Consider the following 15,075-nt stretch of genomic DNA (forward strand, 5'->3'; position numbering starts at 1 on the left):
CGGTGTCGCGCCGCCTCTGGCTCGCGGGCCCGCTCGCCGCGGTGGCCACCACCGGGCTGGCGGCGCTCTCGCCGGGTGCGCGCGACATCGCCAAGGAGCATCTGCGCGCGCTGCTGTTCCACGCCGCCTGGCGGCCGGAGCCGACCGGGCGGCACAGTGTGGGCTTCACGACGCTGACGCTCGACGTCGGCGGAGCGGACGGGCGGATCGCAGTGGATCTCTGGTACCCGGCCGAACCGGCGGTGCCTGGCTGGGCGGGGCGGCTCGACCGCGCTGAAGCGGCCATTGCCCGGCCGACCCTCGCCCGGGCGCAGCGCGACGCGACGCCGCTGGTCGGAGAAGGGCGGGCGCCGGTGATCCTCTTTCAGCCATCCTGGTTCTCGCAGCGGCGCGAGAGCAGCTACATGCTCGCCAATCTCGCGAGCCACGGCTTCATCGTCGTCGCGGCGGATGACCTCGTGCACTACCCCGGTGCCCGGGGGCCGGATGCGGCGGTGCGGGCCGTGGGCCTGGACTATGCCTCGGATGCGGCGTTCCGGCTGTCAGTGGATGCTGCGGCAGCGCGGTCGCGGGCCGCGGCGGGGTTGGGTTCTTCGATCCTGGACGCGGTCGGGGCGGATGCGGCCTGGGGCGCACGGGCCGATCTATCGCGCGTCGGCATTCTCGGCTTCTCCTTCGGCGGCGCGGTGGCGGCGGACATGGCGCGCCGGGATGCGCGCGTCGGCGCCGCCATCAACCTCGATGGCTCAACCTTCGGCGAGACCGGGCAGCGCGGCGTGGAGCGCCCTTACCTCGCGCTGTTCAGCGGCGGCGCCTTCCCCTCGGCAGGAGAATTATCGAGCCCTGATCCGGTGATCCGCCTGGATGCGGGCCTGACCCTGCTGGAATCGGATCGGCAGGTCGCCCGGGCGGACCGTCCGGACCAATGGTGCTTCGTGTTCGAGGACGCCACGCATCTCGATTTCTGCGACCGCCTGGTGATGCCGCCCTTCTCCACGCTGCGCGAACCGCGTGCCCTTGACCGCCGGCGCCTGTGGGGGGCGATCAACGCCTATGTCGTCGCCTTCTTCGATCACACCCTGCGAGAAGATGAGCCGCCGCTGCTCCGCAGCGCGCCGCTGTCCGGAGTAAGGACGGTGCTGGAAGCGCGCGCGCTCGCCACAAGCATGGCCGCGGTGGCGGGGTGACCGTGGCAGGAATGGTGACATTGGCGTGCGCCGCCTGCGGGACATCGATCGTTCCGATCCCTCGCCCTATGCTCGGGCAGGAGCGGCGAAAGCCCCCGGGTACGGCGGAACGTCAATCCTGGCTTCCCTTGCAGCGAACGGCACCGTTGGTGACCTTGGACATGGTTCTATGAACACCGCCATCGGCCTGATCCTGGCGCGAAGCTGGATGAATGTTTGCGGCCTGCTGTCCTTCCTGGTCGTCGCCCGTTTCGTGACGCCCGCGGAGATCGGCATCTACGCGCTGGCCTCAAGCGTCATCCTGCTGCCGACATCGCTGGTCGGTGCCGGCTACTCGGAACACGTCATAAGCCGCGATCCGGAGCGCCACGATACGGCGACCGCCTTCTGGTCGGTGGTCGCCACCGGCGTCATCGGCACGCTACTCGGCCTCGTCGCGGCCATTGTGACCGATGTGCTGCTCGACCAGCCGGAGATCGCGCGGATTATCGCCCTGATGGCGCCGCTGTCCCTGCTCTGGGCCGTGACCGTGGTTCCGGAAGCGGTGCTGATCCGCGATGGACGCGGCAGCGCGCTGGCGGCCGTGCCCTTCACTGCCGATACCTTGGGCCTGCTGGCGCTTGTCGTCGTGCTTCTGCTCGATGGCGGCGTGATGGCGTTGGTCGTGAACCGGCTGGTGAGCAGCGCCGTGCTGCTCGCCGGCTATCTCGGGGCGGCCCGGCTCCCGCCGAGGCTCTGGCATTTCGACCTCGCGGCGGCCAAGCGGATCGGCTGGTTCAGCCTTGGCGTGGTCGGCAGCCGGCTCGCCGGCTGGGCGAACCAGTTCGGCACGGAGCTCATCATCGGCGTCGTCCTCTCGACCACGGCGGTCGGGTATTTCCGCATGGCGTCGCGCCTGGCCGGCGCCTTGTTCAGCATTGTCACCCAGGGTCCGAACCCGGCGCAGCTCGCCTATTTCGGGCGTTCGACGGCGGCACCGCACAAGGCCTATCTGCACGCGCTCCGCCTGCATCTGAGCCTGGTGATGCCGATCCTGATCGGCGCCGCGATGGCAGCGCCGACACTGATCGAGGTGCTGCTCGGCCCGACCTGGCAGCCGAGCGCCCTGGTCTTCTCGATCCTCTGCATCGGCTCGCTGGCGACGATCGGCTCCGGCGTCGGCGCGACCCTGCTGATATCCCGCGGCCGGTCGCATCGCGTCTTCATGATCCACACCGCGACGGCGATCGCGACCGTCGCCGCGATGCTGCTCGGCGCGCAGTTCGGGCTGGCCGCGACGGCCATCGCCAAGCTGCTCGTGGTGACCGTCTTCTTCGGTGTGACCGCTGCCGTGATCGAGGAGCTGCGGCCCACGGGGCTGCAGCAGACGATGCGCATCCTCGGCGCCACCGCCGCGCCCGGCGTCGCCATGGCACTGGCCATGGGGATCGTGCTCCTGCTCTGGCCGGCACCGACGGAGACCGTCGTGAGTCTGCTGCGGATCACGCTCGCCGGCGTCCTCGGGCTTGCCGCCTATGTGGCGGTGACGCTGCTCGCGCTGCGCCGGACCGCGACGCTCTGGCGGGTGCTGCTGCTGAAGAAGTGGGGGCGGCGCCGGCCCCTGCCGCGCATCCTCGGGCGCGGCTGGCGGTTCGGCACCCTGTCGCCATGACGGGTATCGGCTCAGCCCGCCGGCGCCGCCAGGCCGAGCCGGTGCAACTCCTCCGGTGCGGCTTGGGCGAGGCGCCATCCGCGGCGGTGCGCGGCAACCGCGCCGACATAGCCATGGGCAGGCGTGACATGCGCGATCTGCCAGGCTTCAGCCTCGCCGGGTGCCCAGTCGATGTCGCGGAGACGCGCCGGCGCGTCCGGCGACAGCGACACCGAGAAGCGGTCGAGCGGTGCCAGCAGCCCGGATCCCAGGGCCTTCACGAAGGCCTCCTTCCGGGTCCAGCCACGGAAGAAACCTGCCTGTTGCAGGCTGGGCGGCAGCGCGGCGAGCTCTTGCAGCTCGAGCGCCGAGAAGACGGTGGCGGCCAGACCCTCCTCGACCGGGCGCAGCGCCTCCAGGTCGACCCCGATCGGGAAGCGCGCCACGCCGAGCGCCGCCAGGCCTTTCGAATGGCTGAGGTTGAAGTGCAGCCCGGCGCCGTCCGGCGCGGCCAGGAAGGGCTTGCCCATCGGCTCACTGCCGAAGGCCAGCCGCAGCGGCGGAATGCCGAGGCAATCGCCCAGAATGGCGCGGAGCCCGGCATGCGCGGCGGCATGGGCCGCGTGATCGACGGCACGGATGAAGCGTGCCGCGCGCGCCAGCTCGGCCGGCGACAGGATGCCCTGCGGATAGGGCGCGTCTTCGTCGATGCGCCAGATCCAAAGGCGTATCGCCTCCGCTTCGATGGTCGTCACGGCGATGCCGGGCCCTCCTGAGGCGGTTTCCCAGAGCAGATCGCTGAAGGGCGGAATCGCCCGGAGGCGCGAATCTGCTCGCCAAAAAAAGGGGCTAGAGCATTTGACGTAAGCCGAAGCGAACGGGAAGTGCTCTAGCCAGCTGCAGAATGGAGCGTGCCATGATGTGCAGGAATGACAACGGCGGGCTTGGCGAGCGTCGCAACAGGGTGCTGGAGCCATGAACCGGCGCGGCATCATCGCCGGCCTGCCGCTCGCCGCGGCCCCCGGCGCCAGCTTCGCCCAATCGCCTGCCCCAGCCTCGCGCCAGCACGGTGCGATCCTACCGGAGGGCGCGGTCGCGGATGGGGCCAGCCACCCGCTCTCGGAACGCTTCCGGACCTTGGCGGCGGCACGGGCGGTCTTCCCGCATGCGACGGCGCTTACGGATGAGATCGACTGGTGCGCCCTGCAGGGCGCGGTCAACCGCGCCGATGCCCAGGGCGGTGGCGCCGTGCATGTGCCGAATGGCGGGCGCGCCTATGTCCTGAACCGCGGCCTCGTGGTCAATCCGAACAAGGTGACGATGCGCGGCGACGGCAGCCTGCTGGATTTCCGGCGCCTGCCGCGCGGCGGGCAGGGGATCTGGTTCAAGGCCGACGGCGCCCCCCAGTATGGCCATGAGAAGCACGTCTTCGAAGGCTTCGAGCTGTTCGGCCCGGGCAGCGGGGAGGGGGATCGCCACGGCGTCTACTTCGCGACCGACACCGAGGCGCTCTCATCCCGCGTGCAGATGCGCGACTGCGTGGTGCGGGATTTCTACAATGCCCTGCTGTTCGGCAACCGCGCCTATTTCTGCACCTTCTCGCATTGCTCCTTCTATCACTGCTATTTCGTCCTGAACGCGCCCTACAACCTCCAGGACGCGGGGGAGAATGTCAGCTTCAACCAGTGCGCCCTGTTCAATTCCTACTGCCTGATCGCGAACATGGCGGGCTTCGGGCTGCGCTTCATCGCCTGCTCGCTGGACTACGCGCAGCGCGTGGTCTGGGACAACAACGGCCAGATTGATTTCATGGGCTGCCATATCGAGATCTCGCCACCGGCGGAGCCGCCTTTCCACAACGGGACAGGCCGGATGGATTTCCAGGGCGGCTTCTTCCTGATCAACGGCCCGCAGCCGCCGCGCGTCCCCGGGCTCTTCGCCTTCAACGGAGAGACCGAGGTCCATATGGTCGGCCTCCGCGGCTGGAACTGGCGGACGACCACGGGACGCCTGATCTCCGGGCCGGGAAAGATCATCTGGTACGGCGGCACCCCGATCGAGACGGCGCCGCCGGGGATGGGGCATACCTAGATCTTTGGGAGTCCCGGACGCGCCAGTGCCTCCGCCGCTGCGCTCAGCATCGCCTCCCGGAAGCGCTCCCGGCTGAAGCGCAGTGCATTCTCCCGGCAATCCTCCGGCGCGATCGCCGGCGACAGCGCGGCGAAGGTCTCGACCGCGGCGGCGATGGCCTCGGCGCTCTGCTGCGGGAAAAGCAGGCCGGTCGGCTTCGGACTGCCGGCCGGGCGGACGATGTCGCGCGCGCCGCCACGGCCGAAGGCGATGACCGGGGTGCCGCAGGCCTGCGCCTCGACCATGGCGATGCCGAAATCCTCCTCGGCGGCGAAGACGAAGGCGCGCGCCTCCTGCATCAGCCCGACCAGCTCCGCCTGCGGTGCCGCACCGCGGAGCTCGATATTCGGCGCACCGGCGGCGGCGGCGCGCACCGCTGCGGCATCGGGCCCGTCGCCGACCACGACCAGCCGGTGCTGCGGCAGCCGACGGAAGGCCTGCACGACGAGGTCGATCCGCTTGTAGGGGACGAAGCGCGACACGACGAGGAAGGCGCCCGGCTTGTCCGCGCGAAACGGGAAGCCCTCGACATCGACCGGCGGATGCACCACGCGCGCCTCGCGCCGCCAGGTCTTGCGGATGCGTTCGGCGATATAGGTGGAATTCGCCACGATCTCATCGACGCTTTGCGCCGAGCTGCGGTCCCAGAGGCGGAGGCGGTGGAACAGCCAGCGCGTATAGGCGCCGCGCAGGCCGCGCTCGAGCCCGGCCTGGCGCAGATACTGCGCCTGCAGGTCCCAGGCGTAGCGCATAGGGGAATGGACGTAGCTCACATGCGCCTGGCCGGGGCCGGTGATGACGCCCTTGGCGACCGCATGGTGGCTGGAGACCACGAGGTCGTAGCCCTGGAGGTCGAATTGCTCGACCGCGAGCGGCATCAGGCCGAGATACCAGCGGAAGCGCTTCCGTGCGAAGGGCAGGCGCTGGATGAAGCTGGTGCGGACCGGGCGCCCGCCGAGGAAGCCGCGGCCATCTTCGGGCAGGAAGTCGCAGACGGCGAAGAGGTCGGCCTCCGGCCAACAGGCGATCAACTGCTCCAGAACCCGCTCGGACCCGGCGTAGCTCTCCAGCCATTCATGGATGATCGCCACTCGCATGATTTGCCGCCGCATCTTCAATGATGGCAGCGAGGTCGCGCGAGGCGGCGTCCCAGGTCAAGTCCCTGGCGCGGGCCAGCCCCCGGCAGCGGAGCGTGGCGGCGAGGCCGGGCTCATCCAGCAGGCGCCTCAGCGCCGCGGCGACGGCCTCCGGCGACTGCCCGTCGAAGCAGAGCGCCGCCTCCCCGCAGATCTCCTCGACGGCATGGCCGCGGGCGGCGAGCACCGGGCAGCCGCAGGCCAGGGCCTCGACCGGCGGCAGGCCGAAGCCTTCATAGCGCGAGGGGAAGAGGAGGCAGGCGGCGTTCTCGTAGAGGGCGCGCAGCCCATCATCCTCGATGCGGCCGAGCAGCCTGGCCGGAAAGGCGATGCCGTCGGCGCCGGTGCGGAACACCGCGGGGTCGATGGCGCCAGCGACCACCAGCTCCATGTCGCGCTCCGCCAGCAGCGCCGCGGCGCCGGAGAGGACGCCCAGGTTCTTGTGTGCCGCGCGGCTGCCGACGACCAGTGCGAAGCGTCCTGGCTTGAGGCCATGGCGTTCGAGCATGCCGGAATCGGTGGGTTCGCGCAGGATATGGTCGGCGCCTTCGCGCATGACCGCGATGCGTTCCGGTGCGATGCCGAGGCGCGCGACGAGCCGGTCCCGGGAGAAGCGGGACACCGTGACGATGCGTGCCCCGGCGGCGGCGAGGCCATGGTGCAGCAGCCGGTACCAGCTCCGGAAAGCCAGCGAATAGCTCTCCGGCGTGTCGAAGGCGCCGGCGTCGTGGACGACCACGATCTGCCGGCGACCGGCGAGGAGGGGGGCGGTGTTGCCGAGGCTGACCAGCAGCCGCCCCCGGGCCGCGCCGGCGAGCTCGGCCTGTTCCCAAGGGTGCCCGTGCAGGCGCCCCATGGCGCGCGCGGTCAGGCCGGCCAGCGCCGGCACCGGCGTCTCGGTGCGCGGCGTCAGGATCTCGGCGCCGCGCCAGGCGCCCGCTGCGGCCAACTGGTCGAGCCCGTGCAGGATCTCGGTCGCGAAGCGCTGCACGCCGGTGACGGGCTGGGCCAGGAAGCGGCCGTTCAGCACCACCATGGACGGGGGGGGCAGGGTCATGCCGCCGGGCGCCAGGGCACGGGTCGGGTCGGCACGGGCTGCGGCCTGGCGGAGGCAGCATCGGTCGCCATGCGGCTGGCGGCGCCGAGCACCAGGGCGAGCTGCAGATAGAAGCAGAGCGAGGTGATGGTGGGCGCGGAGATCAGCGCGGCACCGAATTGCCCGCAGAGGGCGGCCGCGAAGCCGTCAAGCGCCGGACGCGCGGGGTGATGGGGTGGCGCCGTCCGATTGGCCATCGAGATCAGGCGCATCAACTTGTAGCCGAACCACAGCAGAAGCAGCAGCCCGACCAGGCCGGAATTGCCGAGGATGCCCGGGATCAGGCTGGAGGAGCGGGTGCTGCCCCAGCCGATGCCGAGGCCCCAGGTGCCGATCATGGCATCGATCGCCGTCTGGTCCATAGCGCCACGCTCCTCGAAGGAGGCGCTGTCGCCCTTCTCCACCGTCACGTCAACCACCAGCGACGCGGCGTCGACGATGGCCGGCACGGCGACCGCGAGCGGCAGGACGACGATGACAATGCCGACGGTCATGGTCCCGAGCATGCGCCGGGTCCGCGCCATGGCGACCCGGTCGCCGCCCGCGGTCAGCAGCACCAGGGGAAGTCCCACCACCAGCATCGCGATGCCGGTCGTCGAGGTGGAGAGCAGCATCGACGCCATGGTCAGGGGCAGCAGCAGCATCGGGCGCATCACGGTGTGGCCACGCATGCAGAGCCTGAGGCAGCAGAAGGCAAGGCCGGAGAGGAAGACCGCGAGGCCCGCCGGCTCCGAGAAGGGGCCCTGGATGCGCGGCACCGGGCCGAACCATTGATCGACGATCGCCCAGCCCGGGTTGGAATAGAGGAGCTCCGTCGGGAACCAGAGGCCGCCGAGGCGGGAGGCGAGATTCCAGAAGCAGAGGAAGACGACGAGGTAGCCGCTGGCCAGATAGGCGGCGAGCAGGCCGCGCCAGGGGATGGCGCGGCGGGTCAGAAACAGGCCGCCCAGCACCGCGAAGACGATATTCATCGCGAGGTAAAGGCTCTGCGTCGTATTGCCGGATGTGGGCGCCAGCGGCACGGTCGCGGGTGCCAGCGGGTCCGGTCGCTGCGGCCAGATCATCATCTGCCCCGCGAAGGTCTCCGGCAGCAGCCGCGCGGTCACCAGCGCATAGGCCAGGAAGAACAGCAGCGGCAGCGCGGTGCGCAGCAGCACGGCTTCGCCCGGATAGCGCATGCCGAGGGCGTATTGGGCCGTGACGTAGCCGAGGAACAGGAAGCCCGGGACCATCGCGGTCGGCAGGCCGAAGCCGCCGATATCCAGCGCCGCGCCAGCCTCGAAGACGCCGACGATCAGCGCGAGCTGCAGCAGCCGCACCGGGCTGCCGATGCAGAAAAGGGCGAGCGGCAGGATGACCATGCCGAGGATCGTCGGCTGCATGCGGTGCCTATCATAGCCTCCGGCCGGGTCCGGGCACAGTGCCGGACCGGCGCGCGCGCGGCACCTGTTAGCGGGCGATCATCGCGTTGTAGCCGCGATACTTGCGGTGCATGAAGGCCAGCGGGCTATCGCCATCCGTCGAATAGCGCCGGAGATCCACCTGGGTGAGGGCGGCAAACATGTTCAGCGCACCGGAATTGCGCAGCAGCCGGACCGCGCTCTGCACCACGGATTGCGGGGTCTGGTCCCAGCGGGTGGTCATCAGCACCGCATCCGCCTTGCGGACCAGCAGCATGGTGTCGGTGACCGCGAGCACCGGCGGGGTGTCGAGCACCACGACGTCGTAGCGTGCCCGCACGGCCCGGAGCAGCCCATCCATGCTGGAGGAAGCGAGCAGGTCCTGGGCGCTGCGCGCCGTGGCACCGGTGGTGATGACGTCGAAGCCGCCGGGCGCGCGCCGGACCACCGGCTCCTTGCCGGCGATCATGGTGCCCTGCAGCAGGTCGCTCAGCCCCGGCCCGGGCGGCAGCTCGAGCAGGGAGGCGAGCGTCGGGTTGCGCATGTCGCAATCCACGAGCAGCACCTTCAGCCCCGCCTCCGCGGCGTTCCGCGCGAGGCCCGTGGCCAGCAGGCTCTTGCCCTCCGCAGGCAGGGCGGAGGTCACGATGAGCATCTGCGGCGACCGCCCGTCATGCATCACCTGCAGGGTGCCGCGCATCCGCGAGAGAGCGGCGTCGAAGTCGACGTGCCGCGCTTCGGACGCGACCAGCTTGCGCATCCGGCGCGGCAGCTTCGGCACCACGCCCACGACCGGCAGGCCGGTCTTGGCCTCGAGCTCCTCCGGCGTGCGGAAGCCGGTCCGCAGCCGCTCCATCAGCACCGCGATGCCGACGCCGATCACCAGCGCGATCATGCCGATGACGGCCAGCGCCCGACCCTTCCTCGGGGCCGAGGGGCCGAGCGGGGCGGCGGCGGGCGAGACGATCTCGGCATCCGCTTCCTGGATGCCGGAGACATTGGCGAGCTGGGTCGAGCGGCCGAGGAAGCTCTCGAAGATGCTGCGGTTGGCGTCCGCTTCGGCGAGCAGTTGCTGGAGCTGGATCTCCGCTGTCTGCTCGGCCGCAACCGTATTGCGCAGCCCGTTCAGCGTCTCGCGCAGGCTCGCCTCCTGGGCGCGCGCGGTCGCGAGCTCGTTCTGCAGGCCGGCCAGCGCGTTCTGCGTCTCCTGCCGGATGCGCGCCTGCAACCCGGCGCGCTGCGCGCGTGCCGCGATCAGGTCCGGGCTACGGGCGCCGGCGCGGCTCGCGATCTCGGATTCGCGGGCGGCGGCCGATGCCTCCGCCTCGCGCAGCCGCTGGATCAGGCTGGATCCCAGGACTTCGGGCAGGGTGTCGCGACCATCGGGCGTCCGCAGCATCTGGGCGACCTGCGCCGCCTGGGCTTCCTTGCGGGCACGGTCGGCTGCGGCCGCGGTGACCTGGGCACTGACCGCGGCGAGCTGCTGCTCAGCGACGCTCTGCGTGCGCTGGCCGCGCCGGTCGCCGGCGTTGTCGCGCAGCCCATGCGCCGCTCGGAATTCGGCGACCGCACGTTCGGATTCGCGGACCTTGGTGGCAAGGTCGCGCAGCCGCCCCTCCAGCCATTCCTGGGCGCGCCGCGCCGCGGCGTATTTCTGCCGCCGGCTCGCTTCCAGGAACTCGTCCGCATAGGCATTGGCAACCCGCGCGCTGAGCGCCGGATCGGCGGTCGTGATGCCGATCCGCATCACATTGGACCGCACCTCGTTGGCGATGGTCATGCGGCCGAGCAGGCTATAGGTCAGCAACTCGACCCGCTCATCCTGAGTGAGCTCGCGCGAGGGCGCGGCGGTGATGCCGAAGGCCTGGCGGAGCGTCGCCATCACCGAAGCCGTCAGGCCAGGGGTCGGCTGGAATTCCGGCACGTCCAGGAGGCCGGTCCGCAGGATGACCTGCCGCGCCAGCGCCGGCGACCGCAGGATGTCCATCTGGGTGCGGATCTCGTTCGTCGCGCTGCCCGGCTCCGCGCTGATCGTCTGCAGATCGCTGACGGGGGTTCGCCGCTGCTGTATCAGAATGATGGCTTCGGCCGAATATTGAGGCGTCATCTGCGATAGCACGGCGTAACCGGTGCCAAGTCCGACCGCCAGGATGATCAGGATCAGGGCGGCCCGCCGGCGAAGCAACCCCATCGCCAGCGAAAAGGGCACGCCGAGCGATTCCGGTCGCGCCGGGCCATCAGCCGGGCCGGGGCTGCCAAATTCGATGGGGGGGAACGAGGATCGGCTCAAAGCGGGAACCTCCGGCTCACAGGGCGTGGGCAGATGGGAGGAAGTCTCAAAAATCATTTATTACCGTCTAAAATGTTCTCTCTCGCTCAGGTTGTCAACACACAGTTTGGTATGGCAATCAATGGCAACGCCCTTCGGCACCACGCGGCGACAGGCTGGATCGGACAAGTGAGCGGAGCATCCGGGTGAGCAGCGGGACAGGGGAAGGCGCGGTGCCGCCGTTGCGGCTCGCGATCGGCATCGCCACTATAGGGCGCGCCGCGATTTTGGCCGAGACCATCGCGGAGGTGCGCCGCCAGACGCGCCGCCCGGACCGATTGGTGCTCTGCGGCACGCGCCCGGAGGATGTCGCCGGCATCGTGCTGGAAGGCCCGAACGAGATGGTCGTGATGGCGGCGGCGGGCCTACCCCGGCAGCGCAACCGCATCCTCGACGCCACCGCCGATTGTGACGTCGTCCTGTTCCTCGACGATGATTTCCTGATGCGACCGGACTATCTGGCGGAAACCGAACGCATGTTCGCCACGCTACCAGGGCTCGTCGTCTCGACCGGCACGGTGCTGGCGGACGGGATCGGCGGGCCAGGGCTCTCTCCCGCCGAGGGGCGGGCGATCCTCGCGGCGGACCAGCGGAACCCGTCCCCCGTCGGCGCAAACGAGCCGACCTTCTGCGGCTATGGCTGCAACATGGCGGTCCAGGCCGCCGTTGCCCGCCGCCACGGCATCCGGGTGGATGAGCGCCTGCCGCTCTATGCTTGGCAGGAGGATGTGGATTTCACCCGGCGCCTGGCCGCGCATGGGGCGGTGCTGCGCCTGGCCGGGGCGCGCGGCGTGCATCTCGGCACCAAGCTGGGGCGAGGGTCGGGGTTGCGGCTGGGCTATTCGCAGGTGGCCAACCCGCTCTATCTGGCGCGTAAGACGGCGGGCGGCGCCTATCCCTTCTCCTATGCCCGGACGCGGATCCTGCGGAACCTGAGCGCCAATCTGCTGCGGGCAACCTGGCCGGAGCCGCATGTGGATCGCCGTGGCCGCCTGCGCGGCAACCTGCTGGCGTTGCTCGATCTCCTGCGCGGGCGCATGGCGCCCGAGCGGGTGCTGGAGCTGTGAGCGGCCGTCTCCGGCCGGTCGCCGCGGCCGCCTGGCTCGAAGCGTCGCGGCAATGGGCGCGGTTGCGGCTCGGCCGGCGCCTGCCGCGGCGCGATCTGTCGCACCTCGCGATCGTGGGCGCGCTCCGGCGGCACAACGGCATCGCCCAGGGCGCACTGCTGCAGCATGCCGCCCTGGCCCGCAGCGGCCATCCGACGCAGTTGGTGGACGCCACCGCCGCGCTGCGCAACCCCTTCGCGCGCGTGCCGCACGGCGCCGCCTCCGCCTATGTCTTCCATTGCGGCGGCCCGCAGACGGCGAACCTCCTCCTCGGGGCCATGCCGGGGGCCGCCCATGCCTGGCGGATCGGCTACTGGGCCTGGGAATTGCCGGACCCGCCACAGGACTGGCGGCGCTTCGAGGGGCTGGTGTCCGAGATCTGGACGCCCAGCCGCTTCGCCGCGGAGAGCCTCGGCAAGCTGTTCCGCACCCCGATCCGCGTCATGCCGCATATCATGCAAGCCCAGCTGGCACGGCATCGTGATCCGGCGCAGCCCTTCACCGTGCTGGTGATGGCGGACAGCCGTTCGAGCTTTACACGGAAGAACCCGGCGGCGGCGATCGAGGCCTTCCGACAGGCTTTCGGGAATGCACCCTCGGCGCGACTGGTCGTGAAGCTCAATGGCGGCCGCGCCGCGGTGGAGGCGCTGAGCGCCACGCTGCGCGACCTGCCGAACCTTCGCATCGTCACGGATTTCCTGGATGAGGCGGCGATGGCTGCGCTCTATCGCTCGGCGGATGTGCTGCTGTCGCTGCATCGCGCCGAAGGCTTCGGGCTGCCGATGCTGGAGGCGATGGCGCATGGCGTGCCGGTGATCGGGACCGGATGGTCGGGCAACACCGACTTCATGACCGCAGCGAACAGCCTGCTGGTGCCATTCAGGCTGGTGCCCGTCGAGGATGCGGCAGGCATCTATGCCGGCAGCGTCTGGGCGGAGCCGGATGTGGCCGCCGCCGCCGAGATGCTGCGACAACTGGCGGGGGATGCGGCGCTGCACGCCCGGCTGGCCGGTGCGGCGCATGCGACGGTGTCGGCGTCGCGCTTCGTGTTGCCCGAGGCTGCCTGACGCGATGGGGCGGCCGGCTTCAGGGCCGCCGAACCGCCTCATGATGGCGGATGACTTCCCGGATCACGAAGGCCAGGAACTTCTCGGCGAATTCGGGGTCGAGCTTCGCCGAGACGGCGAGTTCGCGAAGACGCGCAATCTGCGTCGCCTCCCGCTCGGGATCGGCCGGCGGCAGGTCGTGGCGAGCCTTCAGTGCGCCGACCTTCTGTGTGCAGCGGAATCGCTCCGCCAGCATATGGATGATGGCGGCATCGATGTTGTCGATGCTGCCACGCAACTCCAGAAGCTCTGAAAGGGCTTCGGTGGTGCTTCCTGACACGTCTCAATCCCGTTGTGCTGGGCTGCCCCGGGTGGACATGGCACCGCCATCTCCGGCGTCCAGCCCTGGAGCGTCCCAGAGCATTTTCCGTTCGCCCTGGCTCACTTCAAATGTTCTAGCTCATTGTTTTGGCAAGCGGATTCATGCCTCCGGGCGACTCCACCCTCCGGCGATCTGCTCTAGAAGCGCCGCTCGAGGACGTTCACGACATCGCCCGGCTGCAGGATGGCGTCGCGCGGCGCGCGGTACTCGCGGGCTCCCGTCCCGTCCGGATTGGCGCGGGTGACGGAAACGCGATCCTGCACCGCGCGGAAATTGAAGCCGCCGGCCAGCGCGACGGCGGACAGCACGGTCATGCCCGGCTGATAGGGAAACTGCCCGCCGCGATCCACCATCCCGAGCACGAAGATTGGGCGGTAGGTCTGCACCTCGACGGCGACGGCGGGGGTGGTGATGAGTTCACGCCGGCGGAACTCCCGCACCAGGCGCTGCTCAAGCTCCTGCGGCGTGATGCCTGCCGCGGGAAGGCGCCCGACCAAGGGCACCGAGATCTCACCATTGTCGCCGATGCGGTAGCTTCCGCTCAGGCGGGTGTCGTCAAAGACGGTCACGCGCACTTGATCTTCGGCCCCCAGCCGGTAGGCGCTGCGCGTCGGGTCGGGCAGCGGCGGTAGGTTGGCCCCCGGGCCTGCACAGGCGGTGAGGAGTGTCGCGGCGGCGACGAGGGGGAGGAGGAGCCGGTGCTTCAGCATGGCTCATAGGGAAACCCAAGCCGGGCAAAAGGGCAACGACTTCCTTACGATTCTGGCCCACGTCTCCGAAAATGAGACAGTGCGCTCTATCGCAGACGCCCCTATCACAAAAGCTTCAGATGACGCCGAGCTTCTGCACCTCGGCGCGGACCAGATGCTTGAGGTGCCGCTCCAGCGCGATGAACTCGCGCTCGGTGCGCTCCCGCGGATGCGGCAGGTCGGGATCGACAATCTCCTTCACGCTGCCGGGGCGGGTGCCCATCACCACGATGCGGTCGGCGAGGAAGATCGCCTCCGAGATGCTGTGGGTGACGAAGACCACGGTCTTGCGGTCCTGCTCCCAGATCCGCAGCATCTCTTCCTGGAGCACCTCGCGGGTCTGCGCGTCGAGCGCGCCGAAGGGTTCGTCCATCAGCAGGACGGTGGGATCGTTCGCCAGCGCGCGGGCGATCGCCACGCGCTGCTTCATGCCGCCCGAGAGATTGCCGGGATATTTGTGCTCGTGCCCCGCGAGGCCGACCTTGGCCAGGTGATGCATCGCGATCTCGCGCTGCTCCGCCCTGCCGCGGCGCTTCAGCATGGGGCCGAAGGCGACGTTTTCGAGCGCGGTTCGCCAGGGGAAGAGCGCGTATTCCTGGAACACCACGCCACGATCGGCGCCCGGCCCGGTGACCGGCTTGCCATCCACCAGGATCTGCCCGGAGCTCGGCTTCGCAAAGCCCGCGATCATGTTGAGCAAAGTCGACTTGCCGCAACCCGAAGGGCCAAGCAAACAGGTAAAACTGTTCTCAGCGAGGTCGAGATCGACCTTGGCCAGCGCGATATTGTCGCCGAAGACCTTACCCACGCCCTGGATGCTGATCTTGGTCAGCCGGTCGCCGGTGGCGGCCACGGGATCGGCGGTCGATGCGATGTCCATGCCG

The 15,075-nt window shown here is 69.8% G+C and carries 13 protein-coding genes; 5 read left to right on the forward strand and 8 right to left on the reverse strand.

What is annotated here, in order from left to right; translation table 11 throughout:
• Positions 1-2 precede the first annotated feature (2 nt).
• Together GXW71_RS00110 and GXW71_RS00115 are read left to right on the forward strand one after the other, a co-directional pair.
• Positions 3-1,187 (forward strand): alpha/beta hydrolase family protein, encoded by a 1,185-nt coding sequence (locus GXW71_RS00110; protein ID WP_211850236.1) that lies wholly within the window; start codon positions 3-5, stop codon positions 1,185-1,187.
• Positions 1,188-1,356: 169 nt separating this feature from the next.
• On the forward strand, positions 1,357-2,838 hold the full coding sequence (locus GXW71_RS00115; protein WP_211850237.1) for an oligosaccharide flippase family protein: 1,482 nt from the start codon (positions 1,357-1,359) through the stop codon (positions 2,836-2,838).
• An 11-nt stretch (positions 2,839-2,849) separates the two neighbouring features.
• Here the strand turns inward: GXW71_RS00115 and GXW71_RS00120 are convergent, their stop codons facing one another.
• Complete coding sequence (locus GXW71_RS00120; RefSeq protein WP_211850238.1) at positions 2,850-3,572, reverse strand: 4'-phosphopantetheinyl transferase family protein; 723 nt, start codon at positions 3,570-3,572, stop codon at positions 2,850-2,852.
• Positions 3,573-3,792: 220 nt separating this feature from the next.
• Here GXW71_RS00120 and GXW71_RS00125 point away from each other — a divergent pair, with 220 nt between their 5' ends.
• The gene (locus tag GXW71_RS00125) at positions 3,793-4,908 is read left to right on the forward strand and encodes a hypothetical protein (protein ID WP_211850239.1); all 1,116 of its coding nucleotides are present in this window, start codon (positions 3,793-3,795) and stop codon (positions 4,906-4,908) included.
• Here the strand turns inward: GXW71_RS00125 and GXW71_RS00130 are convergent.
• From GXW71_RS00130 to GXW71_RS00145, 4 genes are all read right to left on the reverse strand, one after another.
• Complete coding sequence (locus GXW71_RS00130) at positions 4,905-6,044, reverse strand: glycosyltransferase (protein WP_211850240.1); 1,140 nt, start codon at positions 6,042-6,044, stop codon at positions 4,905-4,907. The genes GXW71_RS00125 and GXW71_RS00130 overlap by 4 nt on opposite strands.
• Positions 6,022-7,140 (reverse strand): glycosyltransferase family 4 protein, encoded by a 1,119-nt coding sequence (locus GXW71_RS00135; protein WP_211850241.1) that lies wholly within the window; start codon positions 7,138-7,140, stop codon positions 6,022-6,024. Before GXW71_RS00135 ends, GXW71_RS00130 begins: the two co-directional genes overlap by 23 nt.
• Positions 7,137-8,561 carry a hypothetical protein gene (locus tag GXW71_RS00140; protein ID WP_211850242.1) on the reverse strand — a complete coding sequence of 475 codons (1,425 nt, stop codon included), beginning with the start codon at positions 8,559-8,561 and terminating at the stop codon, positions 7,137-7,139. The genes GXW71_RS00135 and GXW71_RS00140 overlap by 4 nt, the downstream gene beginning before the upstream one ends.
• 67 nt (positions 8,562-8,628) lie before the next feature.
• On the reverse strand, positions 8,629-10,788 hold the full coding sequence (locus GXW71_RS00145) for a GumC family protein (protein WP_211850243.1): 2,160 nt from the start codon (positions 10,786-10,788) through the stop codon (positions 8,629-8,631).
• Between the two features lie 266 nt (positions 10,789-11,054).
• On the opposite strand from GXW71_RS00145, the gene GXW71_RS00150 reads away from it, so the two are divergent.
• Both GXW71_RS00150 and GXW71_RS35365 read left to right on the forward strand, forming a co-directional pair.
• Positions 11,055-11,975, forward strand: a complete 921-nt coding sequence (locus tag GXW71_RS00150) for a glycosyltransferase family 2 protein (RefSeq protein WP_211850244.1) — start codon at positions 11,055-11,057, stop codon at positions 11,973-11,975.
• On the forward strand, positions 11,972-13,081 hold the full coding sequence (locus GXW71_RS35365; RefSeq protein ID WP_211850245.1) for a glycosyltransferase family 4 protein: 1,110 nt from the start codon (positions 11,972-11,974) through the stop codon (positions 13,079-13,081). Before GXW71_RS00150 ends, GXW71_RS35365 begins: the two co-directional genes overlap by 4 nt.
• 19 nt (positions 13,082-13,100) lie before the next feature.
• On the opposite strand, the gene GXW71_RS00160 is transcribed toward GXW71_RS35365, so the two are convergent.
• The 3 genes from GXW71_RS00160 to GXW71_RS00170 all read right to left on the reverse strand — a co-directional run bounded on the left by GXW71_RS00160 (position 13,101) and on the right by GXW71_RS00170 (position 15,071).
• Entirely contained in the window at positions 13,101-13,400 is a 300-nt protein-coding gene (locus GXW71_RS00160) for a chorismate mutase (protein ID WP_211850246.1), read from the reverse strand.
• A 179-nt stretch (positions 13,401-13,579) separates the two neighbouring features.
• A complete protein-coding gene (locus tag GXW71_RS00165) occupies positions 13,580-14,152 on the reverse strand; it encodes a polysaccharide biosynthesis/export family protein (protein ID WP_211850247.1) in 573 nt (190 codons plus the stop codon).
• A 115-nt stretch (positions 14,153-14,267) separates the two neighbouring features.
• Positions 14,268-15,071, reverse strand: a complete 804-nt coding sequence (locus GXW71_RS00170) for an ABC transporter ATP-binding protein (RefSeq protein WP_211850248.1) — start codon at positions 15,069-15,071, stop codon at positions 14,268-14,270.
• Positions 15,072-15,075: the final 4 nt, after the last annotated feature.

The organism is Plastoroseomonas hellenica (assembly GCF_018129085.1).
GTDB classification, from domain to species: domain Bacteria; phylum Pseudomonadota; class Alphaproteobacteria; order Acetobacterales; family Acetobacteraceae; genus Plastoroseomonas; species Plastoroseomonas hellenica.

Coding starts and splice junctions, on each gene's coding strand:
- GXW71_RS00115 (WP_211850237.1), top strand. CDS start 1,357: ATGAACACCGCCATCGGCCTGATCCTGGCGCGAAGCTGGATGAATGTT.
- GXW71_RS00125 (WP_211850239.1), top strand. CDS start 3,793: ATGAACCGGCGCGGCATCATCGCCGGCCTGCCGCTCGCCGCGGCCCCC.
- GXW71_RS00130 (WP_211850240.1), bottom strand. CDS start 6,044: ATGCGAGTGGCGATCATCCATGAATGGCTGGAGAGCTACGCCGGGTCC.
- GXW71_RS00135 (WP_211850241.1), bottom strand. CDS start 7,140: ATGACCCTGCCCCCCCCGTCCATGGTGGTGCTGAACGGCCGCTTCCTG.
- GXW71_RS00140 (WP_211850242.1), bottom strand. CDS start 8,561: ATGCAGCCGACGATCCTCGGCATGGTCATCCTGCCGCTCGCCCTTTTC.
- GXW71_RS00165 (WP_211850247.1), bottom strand. CDS start 14,152: ATGCTGAAGCACCGGCTCCTCCTCCCCCTCGTCGCCGCCGCGACACTC.
- GXW71_RS00170 (WP_211850248.1), bottom strand. CDS start 15,071: ATGGACATCGCATCGACCGCCGATCCCGTGGCCGCCACCGGCGACCGG.